General features: G+C 67.7%; 20 protein-coding genes and 2 pseudogenes. 9 read left to right on the forward strand and 13 right to left on the reverse strand.

Annotated features, from left to right (window positions below):
- Nucleotides 1-114: 114 nt before the first annotated feature.
- Complete coding sequence (locus tag AB0L60_RS04450; RefSeq protein WP_364607126.1) at nucleotides 115-516, forward strand: heme-binding protein; 402 nt, start codon at nucleotides 115-117, stop codon at nucleotides 514-516.
- A 592-nt stretch (nucleotides 517-1108) separates the two neighbouring features.
- On the opposite strand, the gene AB0L60_RS04455 is transcribed toward AB0L60_RS04450, so the two are convergent.
- Nucleotides 1109-1525, reverse strand: coding sequence for a hypothetical protein (locus AB0L60_RS04455; RefSeq protein ID WP_364607129.1), 417 nt, complete (start codon nucleotides 1523-1525; stop codon nucleotides 1109-1111).
- Between the two features lie 249 nt (nucleotides 1526-1774).
- Between AB0L60_RS04455 and AB0L60_RS04460 the strand changes: the two are divergent.
- Nucleotides 1775-1900: pseudogene (locus AB0L60_RS04460) on the forward strand (helix-turn-helix domain-containing protein); the annotation flags it as partial.
- A gap of 61 nt (nucleotides 1901-1961) precedes the next feature.
- A pseudogene (locus AB0L60_RS04465) lies at nucleotides 1962-2188 on the forward strand (IS30 family transposase); the annotation flags it as partial.
- Between the two features lie 96 nt (nucleotides 2189-2284).
- Here AB0L60_RS04465 and AB0L60_RS04470 read toward each other — a convergent pair.
- Both AB0L60_RS04470 and mraY read right to left on the reverse strand, forming a co-directional pair.
- Nucleotides 2285-3058 (reverse strand): ATP-grasp domain-containing protein, encoded by a 774-nt coding sequence (locus tag AB0L60_RS04470; protein WP_364607132.1) that lies wholly within the window; start codon nucleotides 3056-3058, stop codon nucleotides 2285-2287.
- Nucleotides 3059-3295: 237 nt separating this feature from the next.
- Nucleotides 3296-4372, reverse strand: coding sequence for a phospho-N-acetylmuramoyl-pentapeptide-transferase (gene mraY, locus AB0L60_RS04475; protein ID WP_364607135.1), 1077 nt, complete (start codon nucleotides 4370-4372; stop codon nucleotides 3296-3298).
- A gap of 337 nt (nucleotides 4373-4709) precedes the next feature.
- Between mraY and AB0L60_RS04480 the strand changes: the two genes are divergently transcribed.
- Nucleotides 4710-5327, forward strand: coding sequence for a hypothetical protein (locus AB0L60_RS04480; RefSeq protein ID WP_364607138.1), 618 nt, complete (start codon nucleotides 4710-4712; stop codon nucleotides 5325-5327).
- A 144-nt stretch (nucleotides 5328-5471) separates the two neighbouring features.
- Here AB0L60_RS04480 and AB0L60_RS04485 read toward each other — a convergent pair whose 3' ends face one another.
- The 7 genes from AB0L60_RS04485 to AB0L60_RS04515 form a co-directional block, all read right to left on the reverse strand.
- Nucleotides 5472-6917 carry an amino acid permease gene (locus AB0L60_RS04485; RefSeq protein WP_364607141.1) on the reverse strand — a complete coding sequence of 482 codons (1446 nt, stop codon included), beginning with the start codon at nucleotides 6915-6917 and terminating at the stop codon, nucleotides 5472-5474.
- 63 nt (nucleotides 6918-6980) lie between these two features.
- The gene (locus AB0L60_RS04490) at nucleotides 6981-7982 is read right to left on the reverse strand and encodes a proline racemase family protein (protein WP_364607144.1); all 1002 of its coding nucleotides are present in this window, start codon (nucleotides 7980-7982) and stop codon (nucleotides 6981-6983) included.
- Complete coding sequence (locus AB0L60_RS04495; protein WP_364607147.1) at nucleotides 7982-9454, reverse strand: FAD-dependent oxidoreductase; 1473 nt, start codon at nucleotides 9452-9454, stop codon at nucleotides 7982-7984. The genes AB0L60_RS04490 and AB0L60_RS04495 overlap by 1 nt, the downstream gene beginning before the upstream one ends.
- The gene (locus AB0L60_RS04500; RefSeq protein ID WP_364607150.1) at nucleotides 9451-9765 is read right to left on the reverse strand and encodes a (2Fe-2S)-binding protein; all 315 of its coding nucleotides are present in this window, start codon (nucleotides 9763-9765) and stop codon (nucleotides 9451-9453) included. The genes AB0L60_RS04495 and AB0L60_RS04500 overlap by 4 nt, the downstream gene beginning before the upstream one ends.
- A complete protein-coding gene (locus AB0L60_RS04505) occupies nucleotides 9762-10952 on the reverse strand; it encodes an FAD-binding oxidoreductase (protein WP_364607153.1) in 1191 nt (396 codons plus the stop codon). Before AB0L60_RS04505 ends, AB0L60_RS04500 begins: the two co-directional genes overlap by 4 nt.
- A gap of 26 nt (nucleotides 10953-10978) precedes the next feature.
- Complete coding sequence (locus AB0L60_RS04510; protein ID WP_364607156.1) at nucleotides 10979-12442, reverse strand: aldehyde dehydrogenase family protein; 1464 nt, start codon at nucleotides 12440-12442, stop codon at nucleotides 10979-10981.
- 41 nt (nucleotides 12443-12483) lie between these two features.
- Complete coding sequence (locus tag AB0L60_RS04515; protein WP_364607159.1) at nucleotides 12484-13395, reverse strand: dihydrodipicolinate synthase family protein; 912 nt, start codon at nucleotides 13393-13395, stop codon at nucleotides 12484-12486.
- 171 nt (nucleotides 13396-13566) lie between these two features.
- Here AB0L60_RS04515 and AB0L60_RS04520 point away from each other — a divergent pair, with 171 nt between their 5' ends.
- The gene (locus AB0L60_RS04520; RefSeq protein WP_364607162.1) at nucleotides 13567-14982 is read left to right on the forward strand and encodes an MFS transporter; all 1416 of its coding nucleotides are present in this window, start codon (nucleotides 13567-13569) and stop codon (nucleotides 14980-14982) included.
- A 51-nt stretch (nucleotides 14983-15033) separates the two neighbouring features.
- Nucleotides 15034-15696 carry a GntR family transcriptional regulator gene (locus AB0L60_RS04525; protein WP_364607165.1) on the forward strand — a complete coding sequence of 221 codons (663 nt, stop codon included), beginning with the start codon at nucleotides 15034-15036 and terminating at the stop codon, nucleotides 15694-15696.
- A gap of 283 nt (nucleotides 15697-15979) precedes the next feature.
- On the opposite strand, the gene AB0L60_RS04530 is transcribed toward AB0L60_RS04525, so the two are convergent.
- Nucleotides 15980-17008: an alpha/beta hydrolase gene (locus AB0L60_RS04530; protein ID WP_364607168.1), complete on the reverse strand. Its 1029-nt coding sequence runs from the start codon at nucleotides 17006-17008 to the stop codon at nucleotides 15980-15982.
- A gap of 87 nt (nucleotides 17009-17095) precedes the next feature.
- Between AB0L60_RS04530 and AB0L60_RS04535 the strand changes: the two genes are divergently transcribed.
- Together AB0L60_RS04535 and AB0L60_RS04540 are read left to right on the forward strand one after the other, a co-directional pair.
- A complete protein-coding gene (locus tag AB0L60_RS04535) occupies nucleotides 17096-17683 on the forward strand; it encodes an XRE family transcriptional regulator (protein WP_364607171.1) in 588 nt (195 codons plus the stop codon).
- A 314-nt stretch (nucleotides 17684-17997) separates the two neighbouring features.
- Nucleotides 17998-20394 (forward strand): LuxR C-terminal-related transcriptional regulator, encoded by a 2397-nt coding sequence (locus tag AB0L60_RS04540; RefSeq protein ID WP_364607174.1) that lies wholly within the window; start codon nucleotides 17998-18000, stop codon nucleotides 20392-20394.
- Between the two features lie 113 nt (nucleotides 20395-20507).
- Here the strand turns inward: AB0L60_RS04540 and AB0L60_RS04545 are convergent, their stop codons facing one another.
- On the reverse strand, nucleotides 20508-21152 hold the full coding sequence (locus AB0L60_RS04545) for a TetR/AcrR family transcriptional regulator (RefSeq protein ID WP_364607177.1): 645 nt from the start codon (nucleotides 21150-21152) through the stop codon (nucleotides 20508-20510).
- A 243-nt stretch (nucleotides 21153-21395) separates the two neighbouring features.
- Between AB0L60_RS04545 and AB0L60_RS04550 the strand changes: the two genes are divergently transcribed.
- Nucleotides 21396-21782: a cupin gene (locus AB0L60_RS04550; protein ID WP_364607180.1), complete on the forward strand. Its 387-nt coding sequence runs from the start codon at nucleotides 21396-21398 to the stop codon at nucleotides 21780-21782.
- Between the two features lie 131 nt (nucleotides 21783-21913).
- Here AB0L60_RS04550 and AB0L60_RS04555 read toward each other — a convergent pair whose 3' ends face one another.
- On the reverse strand, nucleotides 21914-23050 hold the full coding sequence (locus tag AB0L60_RS04555) for an NAD(P)/FAD-dependent oxidoreductase (RefSeq protein WP_364607183.1): 1137 nt from the start codon (nucleotides 23048-23050) through the stop codon (nucleotides 21914-21916).
- Nucleotides 23051-23564: the final 514 nt, after the last annotated feature.

Here is a 23564-nt window from a genome sequence, read left to right on the forward strand (position 1 = left end):
ACTCCAGTCTGACACCGCCGACCGTCCGGTCCCTGGTGGTGTCATCCCCAGGCACGCGATCCCCGGCCATGACGCCCCCTGGCTCCCTCCGGTCGCCGAGCCGAGTCTGATTGCATGACAATGCTTTCCATGGACACCGCGGCCCGCCTCGCCACCGCGGGTCACAAGGCCGCCGCCACCATCGATGTCGCCATGAATATCGCCATCGTCGATCAGGCCGGACACCTGCTGCACTTCAGTCGCAACGAGGACGCCCTGCTCGGCTGTATCGACCTGGCCCAGCGAAAGGCCAAGACCTCCCTACTCTTTCGCATGCCCACGGCGACGCTGGGTGAGATCTCCCGTCCCGACGGCCCGATCTACGGCATCGAATGGAGCAACGGCGGCCTGATCTCCTTCGGCGGAGGTCTCCCCATCACCGACCCCGAGGGTCGAGTCATCGGCGCGGTCGGCGTCTCCGGCGGCACCGCCGACCAGGACGTCGAGGTCGCCCGAGCCTGCCTGGCCGCCCTCTGACCACCGTGACGATTCTGTCCGGGGCAACGCGACGGCGCCCGCGATGCCCTTTTCGTGTAGGCGCGCCGCGACAGCCAGGGATCGCGGTAGCTTTCGCTGGAAATCGGACAGAGATGCCGTAATCCGCTGGATAGCAACCGATTACGCGGGAGGACCGCCAGAAGCTTGCCGTCATAGGTGAGGATCGCGCCACCTGGCACCTGAGAGCAAGGGAATGCCTGGTCATGCGGAGCGGGGGCGTCGGCCCAGACTGTGGCACGGGCCCCCGCCGCAACCGCAGCACTCGCATCAGATACGAGATCGGCGCCGTTCCACATGACCGGAGTTCACTCGCAGAACACCTCAGCGGAACACGCGTGACCAGCGGCGGAGGGCCTCGATACACCTGGGCTCGTTTCGCTGAACCTGCGCGATGGCCGATTCTGTTAGCGCGGTATGGGGCATGAGGGTGTGTTCGGCCAGCCTCGAATCAGGACGGCCGACTGATCTTCGGCTGACTGCGCAGCTCGAGCCGAACAGCGCGGGAACGCACGAGGGGAGGTCGAGAATCGATCGATTCTCGACCTCCCCTCGTACCCGTACCCAGGGACGCTCAGTCGATCTGGAGGTTCAGTGTGTACGAGGCGTCGTGCTCGGGCGAGGTAATGGTCAGGTAATAGGTGCCCGTGGCCGGGAGGTAGAGCTGGGTTCCGGTGGTGTCGATGGCCAGCTGCTGGCCGTCGGGCGAGGTGAGTGTGTAGACAGCGGTTCCTGAGGCGGAGGTGTAGTGCGAGGTGATGTCGGTGCTCAGCTGCTGACCGGCGCGGGCGTCGAAGTGCCAGGTGTCGGAGTATCCGCGGTTGATGTAGCCGTCCACGGCGCCGCGGTCGGTGCCGAGCGCGAATTTGATCTCGGCATTGACCCCGCTGGCATTGGCGGCACCCGCGCCTGCCAAGGGGAGGAAGAGCGCCGCCGCGATCACAATCATGGCGACGGCCGCTTTACGGGTGGCCGTGGCAAAGGCAGTCATGAGGTTTCCCCAATTCGATGTATCGGACAGCGCTACGCCACATCGGCGTCCGCTCGTTCGGCCGGAGGTTCTTCCATCCGGCACTACCGTGTCTTTCGCCTCCGAGGCGAAAACCGTTGCGCCCCTACTCTCATGGGCACGCAGGCCACCGAACTCCAAACCTCACCCGCACTGGTGCACAAGACTTCTCGCGCCAGCCCCTTCGAACCGCCCGGGTCGCGGCAGAAGCGGACGTTTCGGCAGGTCTAGATGAATCTCCATCCGCTGGCCAGTACCCAGATCCCTGCGTCATGTCTGTCGGCGATCATTCTTACGGGAGACTCACTACGCGGGATTGCCCGAGGATTGGGCCGGTCGCCCTCGACGATCTCGCGCGAGGTCGTCGGCATGAGACGATTTACCGGAGCTGTTCATCCAGGCCCGCGGCGAACTGCGCGTCGCCACAGGCATCCCAGTCTACTTCTGGGATCCCAAGAGCCCCTGGCGGCGCGGCGGCAACGAGAACACCAACGGACTTGTCCGCCAATACCTTCCGCGCACTACCGACATGCGTTATTGCCCCAGCACGACCTGGACGCCATTGCCGACGAACTCAACGGCCGCCTTCGACAAACTCTCGGATTCCGCACACAATCAGAAGCACTCAACGAGGCGTTGCGATGACCGCCTGAGTCCGCAGGCAAAATAGTGCGTTCCAAGCGTGGTGCAACGTCGCCTCGTGATTCGTTGGCAAGCTACGAATGCGCGGAATCGTCCTCGTCACACGTCCGCGCGAGCGAGGGCCTCGGCTTCCGTCGCGGCGATGAAGTCGGCGACGTTCGAGCCATAGATGCCCCAGCTGTTCACGCCGCCGAGCTCGACGAGGCGGAGTACGCCGTCGAGGCCGACACCGACATCGACGGTGATCATGGTGCAGCCGTGAGCGAGTAGTCGCGCCGCCGCAGTCTCCGCGAAGTCACGTACGTGTTCGGGGACGGGGAGGTACGGCTCGATCGGATAGGAGCTGCCGCAAACGAAACGGCCGTCGCGGCAGAAGCAGCGGTACTCGCGCTCGAAGGTCACGACCTCGGACACGACGACGAGCTCGTCCCGGTATTGGTCGTAAATCTGGAGCCAGTGACCCAGCTCCGCGATCGCATGAACGCCTGCGGGGAACAGCTTGTAGTTCGTATCGCTGCGGATGAAGACCTGGTCACTGTCGAACATGCGCCGCAGCGGTAAACCGGGAACCGCCGAGAATGGCACGAGGAGGGCGGTGCGTCCGAGGAGGTCGTACACGTGTCGGTAGTAGAACGAGCAGCGCAGCATCGCGTAGTCGTCGAATACCGCTTCTCCGAGCTGCGGTGCGCGGCGCAGGCTCCTCATCGTTGGCATGGTCCCGTACCCGATGATCGGGCGGCCCTCTTGGACGACGGGCCAGCGTCCCGTCATCGCATCATGCGGTTCGACAATCAGGGCATCGTCGAGCGCGGCCGCGACGAGAGCGGAGCCGGGGAATTCCTTGTGGAGATCGATGAGCCATTGCGGTCGCATGGCACGATGCTATTTCGCGCCGAGCGAGGCTCCTCCGGGTTACTTCCTTTCGCGACAGGGACCAGAGGTGATCACCGAGCGGCTCTGTGGATCATTCAGAGGAAGCGACCGATTCCGCCGCGGGGCGCTGCAATCAGGTTGCGGTGCTAAGACGCCCGCCAGCGACCACTGTCGTCGTCCCGACATGGTCGGCCATTTCGAGAACAGCGCGCGGCGCGGCGGTTGCGGACGGTTTCACTATCGGGTGGCTGCGAGGTGTTCTCCGTAGAACAGCATCAGGCCGGTGGCTGCGGAAATTGCTGTGAGAAGCCAGAATCGGATCGATACCGTGGTCTCGGGCCAGCTGCTGAGTTCGAAGTGGTGGTGCATCGGGGCTATGCGGAACAGGCGCCGGCGAGTGGTCCGGAAGACGATGATCTGCAACAGAACCGAGAGGATCTCGGCGCAGAACAATGCACCGATCACGACCATGAGTAGTTCGGTGCGGGTCGTGATGGACAGCCCGGCCAGCAGCCCACCCAACGCCAGCGATCCGGTATCGCCCATGAAGATCTTCGCCGGTGCCGCGTTCCACCACAGAAACCCGACGCAGGCCCCGCCCGCCGCAGCGCTGACCAGGGCCAGATCGAGCGGGTCGCGAACCGTGTAGCACCCCACCCCGGGACGGGTCGTGCACGCGTTGGTGAACTGCCAGAACGTAATCAGCACATAGGCACCCAGAGTCAGGCCCATCGATCCCGCGGCCAGACCGTCGAGCCCGTCGGTGATGTTCACGGCATTCGACCACGCGACCACCATGATGCACACCGCCAGCAGGAACAACGCCGGGACGAACGACAGCCAGCCGACATCGCGCAGGATCGACAGGTGCCTGCTGGCCGGGGTCAGGCCGGTGCTATCGGGGAAACGCAGTGCCAGCACACCGAAAATGATCGCGGCACCGAACTGGCCGACGTACTTGCCGCGGGCGGTCAGCCCGAGATTGCGCCGTTTGTAGAGTTTGATGAAATCGTCGAGGAATCCGACCGCACCCAGCGCGGTGGCCAGCCCCAGAACCAGCAGTCCGGAGGCCGTGACTCCGGATGCGTTATAGCGCAAGCCGATCAGATGCGAGCCCAGGTATCCCGCCCACATGCCGATCACGATCGCGATCCCGCCCATGGTGGGCGTTCCGCGTTTGGCTTGGTGGCTGCTGGGCCCTTCGGCGCGGATCTCTTGACCGAGTTTCTTCCGGGTGAACAACCGGATCAACAGCGGCGTCAACGTGATCGACACCGCCAGAGCGATCATCGCCGCGAACAAGATCTGCCTCATCTGCCCCCCTGCGAGTCTTCCCATCGCGACCCGCCGTATCGACACAACTCGAGCGGTCAGATGTTAGCCAAGCACATGACCGAGAGCGACCGCTGCCTGCGTGGCGCACGGCATTCGGCAGAAGGAGGATGTCGTGGGCCGCACTTGGTCTCGCTGTCGGTCGCGCCCGCTCTGTCCGATTCGGACCGCGCGGAATGCGGCTTTTCGGCCGGTCGCATGGGAAACGGGAGTGCGGCGACTTCGAACTGCGTGTGGCGTACCACACACCATTGAATTCGACGTCTAAGGTTCTGACTCGGTCCGCCCATCAGGGGTAGCTGAGTGGAGGGTTCGACGAATGACGTTCGGGAAAATCACCGCTGCCGTTTTCATGGCAATCTCGGCCGTGGGTATCAGCGCGGCAACCGCCCATGCAGAACCGGCCCTAACGGAGCAGCCGACTGCGGTGACCGCGGAGGACACGACTTCCGGTGTGGATCATGGAATCAATTACCAGATCACCGTTTCGCCGGTCGACAGGGCAGTTGTCACCACTGTCGAGAATGGCAAGTTCGAGGTCTCGCAGAACGGTGCGGTGGTGCTCGAGTCCGCCGACGGAGCGGCGGTGACCGAAGTGCCGCAATCGCTCGCCGTCGACGGGCGTTCGATCGCGATGGCACAGCACATCGGTGCGGACGGCCGCACCCTGACGCTGACGCCGACTCCGACGGCGGAAGACATTGCGCAACTGAAGGACATCAACTCCTACGACCGGCTCAAGGAGCAGGTCAACAAGAACCTGCCCGGCATCGCGGTCGGCGCCATCGTGGGCGGCATCCTCGGGGCGATGATTCCCCTGATCTGGGGTCTCAGCATCCCCGTGGGTGCGCTGATCGGTGCAACCGTCGGCGGATACGTCATGGGCGGCCCGGACTTCATCGAGGCGGTACAGGGGTGGGTCACCAACCAGCCGTGACCACGGGCAGGTGAAAGCGGTGCGGCCAACGGCAATCCCCAGGTGCGGTGCCGGATTGCCGACGGCCGGCCGCTGCGGAGTCGGCGGATCCACGTGTCGCCCACGGGCAGTTGTCCCGTGGGCGACACTGTGCTGGGGCGGGGCTCAGTCCTCGATCGGCACCTGGGCGGTGTCGATCCCGGTCTGGTTCAGCGTCGAGTTGCGGTAGCCGAAGGTGGCGTAGAGAGCGAGGCCGAGGAGCAGCCAGACGACGAAGCGGATCCAGGTGACGATGTCGAGGTGGCTGATGAGCCAGATCGAGAAGCCGATGCCGATGAGGGGGACGACCGGCACCCAGGGGGTGCGGAAGGTGCGCTCGACATCGGGGCGGGTGCGGCGCAGGCGCATGACGCCGATCGCCACCACGATGAAGGCCATGAGGATGCCGACGTTGGTGAGTTCGGCGGCCTCGCGGATCGGGAGGAAGCCGGCGATGAGCGCGGAGACGATGCCGACCGGCCAGATGACGCGGGTGGGCACCTTGCGTTCGCCGGTCTTGCCGAAGTAGTTGGGCAGCAGGCCGTCTCGGCTCATGGCGAAGCCGACGCGGGTGACGGCGAGCATATTGGCGAACGCGGAGGTGGTGACCCCGACGACCGCGCCGACCGCGATGACCAGGCCCAGGATGCCCATGCCCACGGTGTCGAAGGCGCTGGAGAACGGCGCGGCCACATCGATATCGGTGTAGTTGACCATACCGACGATGACCAGGCACACGAGCAGGTAGACGACCGAGGCGATGCCGAGACTGATCAGGATGGCCTTGGGCAGCAGCTTCTTGCCGTCCTTGGATTCCTCGGCGGCCGCGCTCATGGCGTCGTAACCGTAGACCGCGAAGAACGCCAGCGCCGCACCGGAAACCGCGCCGCCGACCCCGAACGGGAAGAACGGCGTGTAGTTGCCCGCCTTGATGTGGAATGCTCCGGCGACGACGACGATGGCCACGATCAACACCTTCACCGCGACCAATCCCGTTTGCACACGGGCGGATTCACGGGTGCCACGCGAGAGCAGATAGGCCAGCAGCAGGCAGAGAGCGACCGCGAACAGGTCGATCTTGCGGCCCTCGCCGGTGCCGGGCGCGCCGAGCGCCCAGGTCGGCAGATCGAATCCGATGTAGTGGGTGATGTAGTTCAGGTAGCCCGAGACCGCGATCGCCACCACCGACACGATGGCGGTGTATTCGAGCAGCAGGTCCCAGCCGATCATGAATCCGATGATCTCGCCCAGCGCCACATACGAATACGTGTAGGCCGAACCGGCTTTCGGCACCATGCCCGCGAATTCGGCGTAGCAGAGTCCCGCCGCGCCGGAGGCCACGACCGCGATGGCGAAGGAGATCAGCACGGCCGGACCCGCCACCTGGTTGGCCACGACGCCGGCCAGAGAGAACACTCCCGCGCCGACCAGGCCACCCAGGCTCAGCGCGACCAGTTGCCACAGGCCCATGCTCTTGGTGAAATCGCCGGAATCGGCATCGGTGACCGGCATTCGCCGCATGACTCCGGCGAGGGTGATGGGCGGGCGTGGGCGGCGGGTGACGACAGACATTGTCGCGCCTTTCAACTGGTGATTCTTCAACTAGGGGTGGTGGACGGCGGGGAGTCGCGAGCCTCAGAAGACGAAGCCCTCGGGGAACGGATCGGCCGGGTCGAGCAGATAATTGGCCGTGCCGGTCAACCACGCGCGACCGGTGATCTCCGGCACCACGGCGGGATGTCCGGCGACGCTGACGGTCTCGACCGCGCGGGCGTGGAAGGTGGTGCCGATGAACGAGTCATTGCGCAGCACTCGGCTATCGGAGAGCAGACCGCGGGCGTGCTGGCGGGCCAGCAGCGCGGAGGTGCCGGTGCCGCAGGGGGAGCGGTCGAACCAGCCCGGGTGGATGGCCATGGCATTGCGGGTGTGCGCCGGTTCGGAGGCCGGATCCAGGAACAGGACGTGCTTGCATCCGCCGATCCGTTCGTCCTCGAGATGCACCGGACGCCGGAATTCATTGACAGCGGACATTATTCGCAGGCCGGCGTCGAGGATCCGATCCTGTTGGGCGCGTTCGAACGGTATCCCGAGCTTGCCGAGATCGACGATGGCGTAGAAGTTTCCACCGTAGGCCATGTCGTAGCGGACGGTGCCGATCCCAGGTACCTTCACCTCGTTGTCGAGGCTGTCGCAGTAGGCCGGGACATTGCGCAGTGCCACCGAATCGGCATGGCCCGCCGTGATATTCACGGTCGCGACGACGCGTCCGGCGGGAGTGTCCAGGCGAATCTCGGTGACCGGTTCGGTCACCGGCACCATGCCTGCCTCCACCAGCGCGGTCGCCACGCCGATGGTCCCGTGCCCGCACATCGGCAGCAGCCCGCTCACCTCGATGAACAGCACCCCGTAGTGCCCGTCGGCGGTGGTGGCCGGTTGCAGGATGGCCCCGCTCATCGATGCGTGCCCGCGCGGCTCGTTGACCAGGAATTTCCGCAGGCCGTCCAGATTCTCGAGAAAGTAGTCGCGCCGATCGGCCATGGTGTCACCCGGAATCGGACCGACCCCGCCGGTGACCACCCGGGTGGGCATACCCTCGGTGTGGGTGTCGATGGCGGAGATGATTCTGCTGCTGTGCATCAGGATTGCCCTTCGGTGTCGAGTTCGGCGAGTTCGCGCAATCGCACGACGGCAGCCAGCGGACGCCAGGCGGGAGTGGCGGCGGCCAGGCCGATGGGAGCGAGATCCGCTGTGCCGTAGCGGCATTGGCCGCCAGTGGCCGCATCGTCGGTACCGGCGGACTGCGCGGCGCGCAGGGCAGCGACGGCGGTCCCGCAGATGCGGCCCTGGCACGGCCCGAGCCCGGCGCGGGTGGCCAGTTTGGTGGCCCGATAGCTGTCGCCCGCAGCGCCCGCCCAGGCCGTGGTCAGCTCCTCCCGGGTGGTGTTCTCGCACCGGCAGATCACGGTTTCGGGGCGGGACCAGGCCACCGCCTCGGTGCCGATCGGGTGCGCGGCGGCGAGCCGGGCGATGAACCGCCGGGCGGTGCGGTGGCGGGTGCGCACGCCGCGCTCGGCGCTCGGATCGCCACCCGCGGCCGCGATCCCGGCGACGACGCCCTCGACCGCCGCGACCTGCGCCCCACCGATTCCGGTGAGTTCACCTGCCGCCCAGACCATGTCGGCGCTCGTCCGCTGATCCCGGTCGACGCTGACGAACCCGTCGGCCGTCAGGCGCGCGCCCGCGGCCACCGCGAGTTCGTGCTGCGGGGTGAAGCCGTGCGAGACCGCGACCGCGTCCACCGCGACGGTCGTATGGCTGCCCGGCACCGGTGCCCAGTGTTCGTCGAGCCGGGCCACGGTCGCCTCTTCCACCCGGCCGTCGCCCGCGACCGCGACCACCGCGGTCGAGGTGCGCACCGGAATCCGATGGCGCAGACCGGAACCCGCGTACTCGATCAGTTCCGCCGCCTTGCCGGCACTGTGCCGCAGCTCCCACGGCCGGGCGGCCCAGTGCCGCAGGATCGCCCGGGCCGGATTGGCCTCGAGCACCGCCCGGACCCGCGCGCCGCCATCGGCCAGGGAGTGGGCGACCGGGAGCAGGAACGGCCCGGTGCCCGACACCAGCACGGACCGCCCGATGAGCAGCCGCTGGGTTTTCGCGAGGGTCTGCGCGGCCCCGCCGGTGTAGACGCCGGGCAGATCCCAGCCGGGGAACGGGCACACGCGGTCGTAGGCTCCGGTCGCGATGATCAGCGCGTCCCCGCGCACCGCCCGATGTGTACGGCGATCACCCTCGAGGCCGATGAGCAATCGCACTGTGGGACAACCGCCCTCGGGGTGGCGTTCGAGGTGGTACACCGCCGCCCGGGCCAGATACTCGCAGCGCGGATGCTCGGCCAGGAGCCGGGCCCGGCGCTCGGCGGCCGCGTACCCGTGCCCGATGGCCAGCGGCCGGCGGACTCCATAGGCCGCCGGTATGCGGCGGTTGTACTGACCGCCGAGCGCTTCGTTGGAGTCGATCAGCGTCACCGCCGCGCCGTGCCGCAGCGCCGCTTCGGCGGCCGCCGTGCCTGCCGGACCACCACCGATGACCACCACATGCCGGTTCATCGCTCGCTCCCGCCTGCTCGGCTCTGACTGGTGACGGTGTCGCCGTCGCGCGCCGGGCGGCGACACAGGCGCACGTCCGGCACGCCGTTGACGGTCGCCACGCAGTCGAAGCAGACGCCGATACCGCAGAACACGCCGCGGCCACCGCCGTCGCGCGCGGTGCGCCAGTGTGTGCGCCCGGCGGCGAGCAACACCGTGGCCAGGGTCTGGCCGTGCACGCCGGCCACCTCGACGCCGTCGGCGCGGATGGTCAGCGGCCGGTCCGCGCGGCCGAGGCGGTCGCGGCCCGGGGGAATCAGATTGGGGCTCATGGTGAGACGTACTCCGGGCTCGAGGTGATGACTGCCGGTCGGTCGACGGTGAAGGCCGCGATGTCGACCTCGTCGGGCCGGCCGGTGAGGGCGGAGGCGACCAGTTGCGCGGTGCCGAGCGCGAGCCCGATGCCCGCGCCCTCGTGGCCGGTCGCGTGCCACAGTCCGGGCAGGCGCGGATCCGGGCCGATCACCGGGAGGTGGTCGTCGACGTACGGACGGAAACCGCCGTAGGCGCGCATGATCGCGACGTCCGCGAGCATCGGGAACAGGCGCAGTGCCTTGCGTGCGATGGCGGCGAGGCTGTCGGGGCGGATCCGGTCGTCGAATCCGGCCTGCCGCCGCGAGGATCCGATCAGTAGGGGGCCACCCCGGGTGGACTCCACCACGGCCGAGGATTGCAGCGCGGTATCCGAACTGCCCACCGCGCCGACATAATCCGCGTCGTAGACCTTGTGGAAGACGGTCGGCGGCAGCGGAGCGGTGATCAGCACATCGCCGCGGCGCGGTTTGACCGCGATCGGCGCGCCCAGCACCGCCGCCACCGGACCCGACCACGGCCCGGCGGCATTGATCACCACATCGGCGAACCGGTCGCCGCGCGTGGTCCGCACGCCCAGCAGCCGATCGCCGCTGACGATCGAACCGGTGACAGTGCACCGGGTTTCGACGACCGCCCCGCCCGCGGTCGCGGCGGCGAGCAGTGCCGAGGCCGCGCCGACCGGCTGGACCTGCGCGTCGTCGGGGTAATGGACCGCGCCGCTCACCTCGGTGGTGAGCGCCGGCTCGGCCGCCGCGAGCGCGGCCGCGTCGAGATCGGCGCAGTGCACACCGACCGCGCGCTGGCCGTCGGCGAAGGCGGCGAGTGCGGACGCACCCGCGTCGGTGGTCGCAACGACGATGCCGCCCTTGGGTTCCCACTCGACGGCCGCGACCGCCCGGGGCAGCCGTTCGGCGATGCGCGCGAGCGTCTCGGGCCACAGCCGCCGCGACAGTCGCGCCAGCTCCAGCTCCGGACCGGGGCCCTTGTCCGAGACCAGCACGTTGCCCTCGCCGTGCGCCGTGGTCCCGGACGCCACTCCGCCCGCCTCACAGATCCGCACCGACAGGCCCGCCACGGCGAGCCGGTCGGCGAGCGCGCAGCCGATCACGCCGCCGCCGATGATCAGCACATCGGTCCCCCTCATGGACGATGTGCCTGACGTGTCGAATGTCATTGCGCCCGTGTCCCGTTCACCGATCGAGGCACACCCAGCGGGTTGTCGTCGCGCAATTCCGGCGGCAACAGCTCCGGCGGCACCGACTGGAACGCCACCGGACGCAGGAACCGGGCGATCGAGGCGGTGCCCACCGAGGTCGACGCGGGCGCGGTGGTCGCCGGATACGGCCCGCCGTGCTGCTGCGCGTAGGTCACCGACAGGCCGGTGGGCCAGCTGTTCCACAACACCCGGCCCGCCGCGCCCGCCGCCTCGGCGAGCAGGGCGCGGGCGGTACCGTCGGCCTGGTCGCCGAAGACCGAGACCGTCAGCTGCCCGCTCACCGCGCGGGCCAGCTCGAGCAGTTCGGCGGTCTCCCGATAGGTCACCACCAGTGCTGCGGGGCCGAACATCTCGTGTATCAGAGTTTCCGGATCGGTGAGCACGTCCTGGGCGGTGGTGGTCAGCAGCAGGGTGCGCCCCGCCGCGCCGCCGCTCAGGATCCGCACCCGCGGGTGCGTGCGCAATTGTTCGACGGCCCCGACGAATCCGGCCTCGATTGCGGCATTGAGCATCTCACCGGTCGGCTCGGGTGCCGACCCGGCCAGTTCGGCGAGCAGCGGCGACCCGTCCGGGACCGCGATGATCCCCGGCTTGGTGCACAGCTGCCCGGCACTGGCCGACAGCGTGCCGAGCAGCCCGGCGGCGATCTCAGCGGCCCGTGATCTCGCGGCCGCGGAGGTGACGAAAACCGGGTTGACGGAACCCAATTCACCGTAGAAGGGAATCGGCACCGGTCGCGTGGCCGCGATGTCGAACAGTGCGCGCCCGCCTCGGGTGGAGCCGGTGAACGCGGCCGCGGTGACGGCGGGATGGGTCAGTACCCGCACACCCGCGTCGACACCGAACACCAGGCCGAAAGTTCCGCTCGGAGCGTGGTTTTCGGTCAGCGCCTCGGTGACGATCGCGCCGACTGCCCGGGACAGCAATGGATGGCCCGGGCTGGCCTTGACGATGACCGGGCACCCGGCGGCCAGCGCGGCGGCCGTATCGCCACCGGCGACGGAGAAGGCGAAGGGGAAATTGCTCGCCGCGAAATTGACGACCGGGCCGAGCGGAATGTTCATCCGGCGCAGATCCGGGCGCGGCGCACCCATCGGCCACGCGGCGTCGGCGGTGTCGATGCGCACGTCGAGATAGCCGCCGTCGCGGACGGTCTCGGCGAACAGGCGCAGCTGAAACGTGGTGCGCCGCAACTCGCCGGTCAGCCGCGCCTCGGTCAACCGGGTTTCGTTGCGCGCCATGGCGATCAGCTCCGCGCCGCGGGCGTCGAGCCGGTCGGCGAGGTCGGTCAGCACCAGAGCGCGACCGGCCGCACCCAGCGCCGCCCACGCCGGGGCGGCCCCGGCCGCGGCGGCGACCGTGGCGTCGACCTCGGCCGCCGTGGTGTCGGCGATCGATCCGGCTGTCGTGTCGATCATCGTGTTGTCCTCGTTTCCGTATTCGCCTGCTCGCCTGCGGATTACCGGTAACCCTTGGCCAGCACCGCCGTGGTGTCGGCGGTGATCTGGGCGGTCAGCCCGGGGGCGAGCGGAATCCGCGGCGGTCGGCACGCGCCGCCGGGGCGCCCGGCCAGGTCCATCGACAGCTTGATGGCATGGACGAATTCGGTTTTGGAGTCCCAGCGCAGCAGCGGATGCAGTTCCCGGTACAGCGGCAGGGCCTTGTCCAGATCGCGGTTGACCGCCGCGTTGTACAGCTCGACGGTCACCTGCGGAATGGCGTTGGGGTAGCCGGCCACCCAGCCGACCGCGCCCGCGATGCCCAGTTCCAGCACCACGTCGTCGGAACCGATCAGCACGTCGAGTTCCGGTGCCAGTTCCTTGATTTCGTAGAAACGCCGGACATCGCCGGTGAACTCCTTGACGCCGACGATCAGCCCCTCGGCGTGCAGTTCGGCCAGCAGGTCCGGGGTGAGGTCGATGCGGGTGTCGATCGGGTTGTTGTAGGCCACGACGGGTAGACCGACCGCGGCCACCGTCCGATAGTGATCGAGGACGACCTCCCGATTGCCCCGATAGATGTTGGGCGGCAACAGCATGACGCACTGGGCGCCGGCCTCGGCGGCCTGCTCGGCCCATTTACGCGCTTGCAGCGCGCCGTAGGCGGCGATGCCGGGCATGACCGTGAAGCCTGGCGGTGCGGCCTCGATGGCGGTGGTCACCACCCGGGCGCGTTCGGTGTCGTCGAGGGTCTGGTACTCCCCGAGCGAGCCGTTGGGGCTCACGCCGTGGCAGCCGTTGGCCGCCAGCCACCGTACGTGCTCGGCGTAGGCGTCGTAGTCGACCGAGAGATCCTCGGTGAACGGCAGGGTGGTCGCGACGATCACCCCGTGCCAGGGCTTGTTCGCCGGCGACGTGGTGGTTTCGGACATGTGAGCCTCCATCGGGTGAGAGTCCGGGGTGAGCGCCCCGGCCGCTTGTCACCATGTGACGTGTGACATTGCACTGACGGTAAGTGATGGAGTCATGCCCGGTCAACCACTTGCGTGATCCGGATCACCACCCTATGGTGCAATGTCACACATCACAGATGAGGGTGGCGCATGACCGCAGTTGACGACTCCGCGACAGCACGGCAATCCGATCCGAGCCCGACTACCTCGCCGACCGGACTGCGCCGGATCGTGGCCGCGGCCATGGTCGGCGCGGTCGCCGAGTGGTACGAATTCTTCCTCTACGGCACGGCATCCGCGCTGGTCTTCGGGGAGGTGTTCTTTCGCTCCAACGGTAATGCCGTCGACGGGATCATCGCCGCCTTCGCGCTCTACGCCGTCGGGTTCCTGGCCCGGCCCTTCGGTGGAATCCTGTTCGGGCACTTCGGAGATCGCGTCGGACGCAAGGCGCTGTTGCAGCTGAGCCTGGTCGTGGTGGGCATCACCACGTTCCTGATGGGCTGCCTGCCCCCCTTCGCCACGGTCGGCTACTGGGCCCCGGTGCTGCTGGTGACGCTGCGCCTGATCCAGGGCTTCGCGTTCGGCGGCGAATGGGGCGGGGCGGTGCTATTGGTCAGCGAGCACAGCCCCGACCATAGGCGTGGGTTCTGGGCGAGCTGGCCGCAGTCGGGCGTGCCGCTGGGCAATGTCCTGGCGACCGTGGTCATGCTGGTGCTGTCGGCGAATCTGTCCGACGCGCAGTTTCTTTCGTGGGGCTGGCGGATCGGCTTCTGGCTGTCGGCCGTCGTCGTGCTGATCGGCTACTGGGTGCGCTCCAGCGTCGACGACGCACCGATCTTCCGCGAGGCGCAACAGCGGTTGGACGCCGACCGGCGCCACGCGCTCGGCATCGTCGAAGTGCTGCGCCATCACTGGCGACAGGTGCTGATCGGCATCGGCGCGCGCTTCGCCGAGAACATCCTCTACTACCTGGTGGTGACCTTCTCGATCACCTATCTCAAGCTCGCCGTGCACGTGGACACCGCGCCGATCCTGGCGCTGATGCTGGTGGCGCACCTGTTGCACTTCTTCATGATTCCGGCGGCAGGCCTGCTGTCGGATGTGATCGGGCGGCGGCCGGTCTATCTCACCGGGGCCGTGCTCACCGCCGGCTGGGGTTTCCTGGCCTTCCCGATGATGGATACCGGAAACTACGCCGTCATCATCGTGGCCATCACCCTCGGTCTGGCCGTCGAATCCCTCACCTACGCACCGTATTCCGCGCTCATGACCGAGATGTTCCCCACGCATGTGCGATATACGGCCCTGTCGTTCTGCTATCAGGCCGCGCCGATTCTGGCCGGATCGCTGGCCCCGCTGATCGCCATCAGTCTGTTCGACCGCTTCCACAGCTCGGTGCCGATCTCGCTGTATCTGATTGTGGCCGCGGCGATCTCGGTGCTGGCGGTCGGGCTGGCCAAGGAGACCGCGGGCAAGTCGCTGCGGTCGGTCGATGCCGAGGCCGCATGCGCCGACTCCGGGCCGGGTGTCGAGGGCGTGACGGCTATGCAACGTGACATGGCATAGAATGTCGGGAACCGATCGAATCCATCGATCACGGGCACGGGAGCCGACCACGTGAGTATCGACCAGTTCACCCAGGTGGAGAAGGTCAGCCTGCGCGAGAAGGTCTCGCGGGCACTGCGCGCGGCCATCATCGCCGGTGAAATGGAGCCCGGCGTAGTGTATTCCGCACCCACGCTCGGCGCGCGGTTCGGAGTATCGGCCACCCCGGTCCGCGAGGCCATGCAGGATCTGGCCCGGGAGAACCTCATCTCGATTGTGCCCAACAAGGGATTCCGGGTCACCGAGGTGGCCGAGAAAGACCTCGACGACATCACCCGCATCCGGCTGCTGCTGGAACCGCCGGTGGTCCGCGAGGTCACCCCGCTGATTCCCGAATCGGATATACCGCACCTGCGCGCCCTCGCCGAGAAGATCGTCGAAGGTGCCGAAAGCGGAGACCTGGTGGAATACACGGCGGCCGACCAGATCTTCCATCTGACCCTGCTCGGCTACGCCGACAACCCGCGCCTCAACGCCCTGGTCGCCGACCTGCGCGACCACACCCGCCTGTTCGGCCTCGCCTCCCTGGCCCAGAAAGGCGAACTGGTCGACGTCGCCCGCGAGCATCTCACAATCGTCGACCTCCTCGAATCCCGCGATCAGGACGCCGTCGAACACTTCCTGCGCGACCACATCCAGCAGGCCCGCGGCCGCTGGGCGATGCCCCAGGAGTAGCGAACCGGGCTTTCGGCTGCCCGGTCGAAATCAGTTGGCGGGCTTGCCGAACCAGCGGGCGAGGTGGTCGCGCGGAACCACCCACCCTCGAGGATTTCAAACGAGGGTTGCGTGACATCGCCGGAACCGATTTCGGCCACCATTCGCCCGGTTCTCTCCCGCCCAGTCGCTGCTGCTTCCGCATTTCCGCAGGTCCCTGGCATCGGCCGCCTATTGTGCGGCACTCCCGGATCTTGCCGCAAGCGATATATGTCGAAAGGGGAGGGGAGTTCGGGTGGGGTCGTCAGGAGAGGAAGTGCTGTAGTTCCGCCGCGACGAATTGGGGGTTCTCCTCGACGAGCCAGTGCCCTGCGTGTGGCACGTCGACCGCGCGCACGATATTGGTTATGCGCGGTGCGACGGTCGCTCGGATCGCGTCGAGTTGGCCCTGAGCGGTCATGAGGAGGGTCGGGACGGAAGTGGGTATTGCTGCCACGGTGTCGCGAACGTCTTTGTCCAGGGCGCGGTAGAGGTCGAAGCCGCCCGCCAGTTTCTCGGGCCGACTGTATGTTCTTGCGTACTCGTCGATTTCGGTGTCGGTGAAGGGCGATCGGTCCGAGGCGCCGCCGAATGCCGTGCCGCCGAAGGAGACCTGCGGGTAGAACAGGGCCAGGTACTCGCGGACGTGGTCGCCGACGACGGTTTCGGGGACTCGACGCTGGGAGTGGAAGGCGATGTGCCAGCTCAATGAGCGGTAGGTCGGCGCGTCGATCGCGGGCCCGGGTAGCGGTAGGTCTAGGTAGCCGAGGCGCGCGGTGTCGGCGGGGTACTGGGCGGCGTACTCGAAGGCCACCGCGGCGCCGAAGTCGTGCCCGACAACGCGGGCATCCCGCACTCCGAGCCGATCGGCGATGAGGGCGTGCACATACCGGGCCAGGGTGGCCTTGTCGTAGCCGGTCGGTGAGCCGGTGCTGTCGCCCAGTCCGGGGAGGTCGACGGCGTAGACGGTGTGTCCTTCGGCGAGTGCCGGCATGATCGGCCACCAGCCGTACCAGGTCTGCGGCCAACCGTGGATCAGCACCACCGGCGAGCCGCTGCCTCCGGTCACATAGTGCATACGGACACCATCGACGTCGGCGAACTCGTGCCGGAAGGTGCTCTCGAACGCGGGGTCGCCCTGGGTGGCGACAGCGTAGGGGGCGACATCGGAGGCGGCCGGAGCGCAGGCCGCCGCGCCCATCGTGATCAGCAGGGCGAGCGCGGCGACCGCCACCGTGCGAGGCGGCGGGGTGTCTTTGCGGCGTGTCAGGCGCTTCGCAGTGCTGGCGTTCATCGGGACTCCTTCGGTCGGGGCGCGCCCAGTCTCGCCGCGGCCATCCGGATCTGGCACGCAAACTTGCGGTTCCGGCAAGATGGCCTCGTGGACCGCGAAATCGACGATGTGCTCGACGCAGTGGGACCGAGACTGCGTGCGCTGCGCCGCGCCCGCGGGATCACCCTCGCCGACCTCGCGACGCGGACCGGGGTGTCGGAGAGCACGCTGTCCCGGTTGGAGAGTGGGCAGCGCCGCGCCACCCTGGAGTTGCTGTTGCCGCTGGCCCGCACCTACGACGTTCCCCTGGACGACCTCGTCGGCGCCCCGCGCACCGGTGATCCGCGGATCCACCTCAAGCCGATCCGGCGGTCCGGGATGACCTTCGTGCCGCTGTCCCGGCGACCGGGTGGCATACAGGCGTTCAAAATGGTCATCCCCGCCCAGACGGAACCGCTCGACCCGACACCGCAGAAGCACGACGGCTTCGAATGGTTGTACGTGCTCAACGGTCGCCTCCGGCTGGTGGTCGGCGAACGCGACCTGACACTGCCGCCCGGTGAAGCCGCAGAGTTCGACACCTCGTTGCCGCACTGGCTGGGCAGCGCCGACGGCGGAACGGTCGAACTACTCATCCTGTTCGGCCTCCAAGGGATGCGCGCGCATGTGCGTGCCGACCAGCACGAGAACCGTTGACCGCCAACGGATCTTCTCGAGCCAATGGAGGACGTTCAGGTCCGCTGTGCGGAACGCGGCCATGCCGCCGTCGGTGGCATCGCGCCGTCCGCGGTCGGGGTCGCGATGTACGAGGGTGAGGATCTCGGATATCGACGCCATGGGATTGCTTCCCGGTGTTCGCGGTCGGCGCGGAGGCATCCGTGGATAGCCGTGCCCGCAACCGTCGAATAGCTGGATGTCCGCTCGTCACGGGCGATAGGCTGGGCACCGTCGAAAGGTGAGTTGATCATGTCCGGTGCTCACAGCAATACCGAGAGGATTGCGCGCGGCTGATGATCGACGACGCCGCGAACCGTACCCGCCGTGACGTGAGCATGACGGTAGCGGAGGAGTTGCGTGCCGTCGGAACCTCGTCGCGCAGCATAGGCCGCGGCGGCAATGTGCTGCCCGAGTTGACCAGCTTCGTCAACAGGCGCGCCGAGCTGACCGAGCTCAAGAACCTGCTGACCGTGTCGAGGCTGGTGACGCTGGCCGGAATGGGCGGCGTGGGCAAGACCCGGCTGGCGCTGCAGGCGGCCTCGGCTGTTCGATGCGACTTCGCCGATGGAGTCTGGGCGATCGATCTGGCCGACGTGCGTGATCCGTCGCTGGTGGCTCCCATCGTCGCCGCCTCGCTCGGCGTGCGGGTCGATTCGGCCCGGCCGGTCCACGACACTCTGGTCGAGTTTCTGCGATCCCGTGAAACCCTGCTCGTCGTGGACAACTGCGAGCAGGTTGCCGAGTCGATGGCGAGCCTGGCCCAGACGTTGTTGTCAGGGTGTCCGGGAGTGCGGATCCTGGTCACCAGCCGCGAGCCGCTGGACATCAGCGGAGAAGCGGTGCGGCGGCTGTCACCGCTGAGCGTTCCTGCCGCCGGCCGCGAGCCGACGCTGCGAGAGCTGCGCAAATACGATGCGGTGGTGCTGTTCGGCGATCGCGCCGCGGCGGTCGTGCCCGGATTCGCGCTGACCGAGGAGAACAAGGCCGCGGTGGTCGGGATCTGTTCCCGGCTGGACGGGTTGCCACTGGCGATCGAACTCGCGGCGGCCCGGATGCGCACCATGTCGCCGGACCAGATTCTGCAGCGGCTCACCGACCGGTTCGCGCTGCTCACCCGGGGCCACCGCACCGCGCCGACCCGGCAGCAGACCCTGCGGTGGTGCATCGGCTGGAGCTATCAGCTGTGCACTCCGGCCGAGCAGCGGCTGTGGGCCCGGTTGTCGGTGTTCGCCGGTGGTTTCGAACTCGACGCCGCCGAGGCGGTGTGCGGTGCCGATACCGAGGCGGCAGAGCTGCTCGATGTGCTGTCCTGGCTGGTGGACAAATCGGTTGTGATCAGGGAAGAACCCGCGGGTGCGGTCCGCTTCCGGATGCTCGACACCGTACGGGCCTACGGGCAGGACAAGCTGCGGGAGGCCGGCGCGGACGAGGATCTGCGGCGGCGGCACCGGGACTGGTACCGACGGCTGGTGCTCGATGCCGAGGCCGACTTGATCAGCGACCGGCAACTCGACTGGATGGCCCGGCTCGACCGCGAGCAGGGGAACATCCGTGCGGTGCTCGAATTCTGCATGTCCGACCAGACCGAGCAGTCAGCCGAAGCGGGGCTGCGCATCACCGCCGCCTCCTTCGTGTTCTGGAGTTTCCGTGGCTTGTTCGGTGAAGGCCGCCGCTGGCTCGATCGCGCCCTGGCCCATCCCTGCGCACGTTCGACAACCGACCGGGTCCGGGCGCTGCACGCCAGCGTCTTCATGGCCACGCGGCAATGGGACCTCGAGACGGCAGCCACCCTGCTCGCGCAGGGGCGTGCGCTCGCCGAGCGCGATCCCACGCCCATGAACCAGGCACTGATCGCCTTCGCGGAGGGTGATCTGGCTCTCTATCTCGAGGAGCCCGCGCGCGCGGTGTCGTGTATCGATCGAGCCATCGGGGTGCTGAGCTCCGACCCGCGAGGATGTCTGCACGTTGTCGCGCTGCTGTTGCTCGGTGTGGCGCACGCGCAGCAGGGCGACTCCAGGCGGGCGGCCGAGTGCCATCAGCGGATCCTGTCCATTACCGAGGCGTGCGGCGAGTCGTTGTTCCGGTCGACCGTTCTGGGGATGACCGGGATCGCGGCGTGGCAGCAGGGTGAGGGCGCCCGCGCAGAGGATTTGCTGCGGGAATCGCTGCGGCTCAACCAGTGCATGCGCAGCCTGCTCGTCGCGGCGCTCGATCTCGAAGTGCTGGCGTGGCTCGCGGCCGGCACCGACGACCAGCGATCCGCCGTGCTGATGGGCGCCGCGGCAAACATGATGCAGACCGCCCCCGGCGTGGCGATCTACTTCCCGCAGATGGTCGAGGCCCACCTCGACTGCGAGCGTGTCGTGCGCCGCGCGCTCGGTGAAACGCGCTTCGATGCGGCGTGGCGACGCGGCCAGGCAATGAGAATCAACGCCGTGGTCGCCTACGCGCTGAACGAAGAACAATCGACCGGCACCCCGTCGGCCGGCGGGACGACATTGACCAAACGCGAACGCCAGGTGGCGGACCTGGTCGCCGAAGGGCTCACCAACAAGCAGATAGCATCCCGCCTGGTGATCTCCCAGCGCACCGCAGATGCCCACGTCGAGCACATCCTGACCAAGCTCGGGTTCACCTCTCGCGCTCAGATCGCGGCGTGGATCGTGGACGCGGCCCGGCGCGAGAGCTGATCGCGTGCCCGCTGCTAGTGCCGGCGGGCCCGGTCGGGCGAGATGATCTGAGCTCGTTGATCTTTGGAGCGCTCGCACTGGCTGGTTCGGTCAGCGCGGTATGCGGTGCGGGTTCAGGTGGGCGGTGCGAGCAAACCCGCGACCAGGGCGCGCAGACCCTGCTCGTAGGTGTCCCTGGCGGCGAGTTCCACGTAACGTGCGCCCAGTGCGGCCAAGCGCGGCAGGGTTTCCGGGTCCAATTCGGCGAACACCTTGTCGCGGAAGGTGATCCGGTCCGTGTCACGGCTGGCTGTGGAGGCGCGGACGATCAGGTTCCCCGCGGTGTAGTACCAGATCGTTCGATAGGCGTATACCGCGTCGTCGGCGCTGAGGCCGCAGGTCATGGCGGCGTCGACGATCGTCTCGCTGTACCAGAGCGCTGCGGGGGCGAAGAACTCGTCGCCGGTGAGGACCTCGACGATCCAGGGCACCTCGGCCAGGGTGGCGTGCATGGCCAGCGCTGTGACCACGACGCGGTCCCGCGGGTCGACGGGGAGTTCGGGGCGGCGCATTCCTGCGGCGATGTCCTCGAGGACAAGCAGGAGTAGTTCCTGCTTGTCGCGTACGTGCCGGTATACGGCCATCGGGGTCGCGCCCAGTTCGGTCGCAAGGCGGCGCATGGTCAGCGTCTCGACGCCCTGCGCCTCGACGAGGTCGCGTGCCGCGGACACGATCTGAGCGCGCGACAGGCGGGAGGGGCGTCCGGTGCGGGTGCTCACTCGATCATCTTGGCACGAGGGTATCGACATGTAGAGGATGCGTCGGGTACTTTGTGTACGTGTATACAAAGTGCTCGGATCTGCTGCGCCGGGTGCGATCGCCATGGCACGGTTCATGACTGGCGTTCGGGAAGGCCTCGCTGGCAGGTGGATTGGCTATCCCGGCCACCGCGCCCTGCTGAGCACACTGATTCCAACTGCCGACTCCCCGCGGCGGACCGACTCGAAAGAAGGGAAACACCAATGGAATCCGACGTCGTCAACTTGTTCGAGCGCGGCGTGCGACTACTCGCCGACGGGCGACTGCTGACCGAGCAACGCCGCATGCAGGGCGATATGGACGGCTGGACGGTAGCCATGTTCCACGCCGAGACCGATGCGGATGTCCATGGCGACCTGTGGGAGATGCATCCCGCAGGCGACGAACTGGTGAGCGTGCTGACCGGCGGCATCCGAATGTATCTCCGGCCCGAGACCGTCGGCGCGACAGAGGATCTCGTCCGTTTGACAGCCGGCCGTGCCTACGTCGTACCGCGCGGCCGTTGGCACCGTCTGGAACTCGACGAGCCGAGCGACCTGATGTCGATCGGTCCGCGCCGCGGTACCCAACTGGAGCGCTGCGCGGTGTGACGACTCATAGCGCGTTCGCCGGCGGGTGCCGCTGCCGGCAGAGCTGCTGTTGCCGAAGTTCACCGCACGCAAGCAGGCTGGCGGCATCGCGCCGACCGCAGCGGGTGGGACGGCGGGCCGGGCCGTTCATCTCACGACCCGAACCAGCGCCTGCGGCGGTCTGCTGCGAACTCCGCTTTCTCCCTGGCGAATTCGACGGATGGTCCGAGGAACGGAGCCACCGGGGCCGGGCCGGAGAGGAAGTCCGCTTCCACCTTTCCGACGAGGCCGCCGCCGAACTCGATGTGGCATGTGCCCTGTCCCAGGTATCTGCCCTCGTGCGGGCTGTCGTGCAGGTGGGCGATGATGTCCGCCGCGACGGTCCGTGCCGCCGTCTCGGCGAACACGCCCGCCCGGGGGACGGGAGCGTCCGCACAGTCGCCCAGCGCGTACACCCCCGGGTACGGGGTCGCAAGGGTGGCCGCGTCGACATGGATCCAGCCGTCCAACCCGCCCTCCGTCAGTCCGGAGGCCTGCACGACATCCGGAACCCGGTGGCGGGGGACCCCGACGAACAGGTCATAGGCGAGGTCGCCACCGCGCGTCGACGCGGTGTGCGTGGCCGGATCCAGGGCGCGCACCCGCGTTCCGGTCGTGTACTCGATGTCGCGGTCCGCGAGTGCGCCGACGATCGCGGTGTTGGAGCTGGGGGACACCGGGATGGGGGAGTCCATCGGGGTGAGCATTCGCATGCGGGTCGCACCGCGCAGGTTGCGTCGCACGAGTTCCTCGTGGAGCAGCAATGCACCTTCGTACGGTGCCGGTGGGCACTTGAACGGGACGCTGAGGATCGACAGCAGGACGGTGCCGCCGGTGAAGGCGTCGAGGCGTTCACGCAGCCGGTGAACTCCCTCGAGCGAGTAGTACTCGTGACCGTCCTCGACGAATCCGGGGGTGGCGCCGCAGTCGTACTCCGCACCCAGCGCGACGACGAGCGTGTCCGGCGCGTACCCGCCACGGTCGGTGGTGACCTTTCGGTTGGCGGGATCGATCGCGGTGACCGTTTCGCGCCGGAACTCCACGGCCGGAAGGTCGAGAGTGTCGTACGGAATCCGGACGTCGTCGAGAGTGCGGCCCCGGAACAGCACGTCCAACTTGGAGAAACCGAATACGAATCCGTCGGCGCGGTCGAGGAGTGTCACCCGGACCTCGTCCGGCACGGACCAGGACAGGCTGGCGGCGAGTTCGAGCCCACCGAATCCCGCACCCAGGATCAGAACGGTGTGCATCGTTCGAGTATGCGCCTGAGGGTTCGCGGTGGACAGGACCTGCCGAAGGCACAATTTCGTGGGGCGGTAGCTCTATCCGCAGGGGTACGGGTGTTGCCGTCGTAGCAGGTGCGGTTTCCGCGCTGGTTGCAGTTCTGGCTCCAAGTGCCGATCTGTTTGCCGAGTTGATACCACCAGGTTCCTTGGTCGGATCCGAAGGGGTTTGCCGCCGCCTCCGTAGGCCCCGCCGAACAAGATGTTGATTCCGCCGTGGACGCCGTTGCCCAAGCCTTGTATGCCGAAGGTGGAACGGTTCTGGGGTGGCGGTCGGGTGGGTTGTCATGTTGTGGTCGTGAGTTGGGTCGCCAATAGGGCGGCCTCGCGTCTCGAGGCTGCGGCGACGCGCTTTTCGCCTTCGATGCGGGATCGGATGGCGGCGACCGAGTGGTGGTCGGGGAGGCGTGGGCTGGGGAGGTATCGTCGGCCGGTCTGGGCGAGATGCCATGCGAGGAACATGAAAGTTGTTGTGGTGGTT

Source organism: Nocardia sp. NPDC051981, from assembly GCF_040680715.1.
Lineage (GTDB): Bacteria > Actinomycetota > Actinomycetes > Mycobacteriales > Mycobacteriaceae > Nocardia.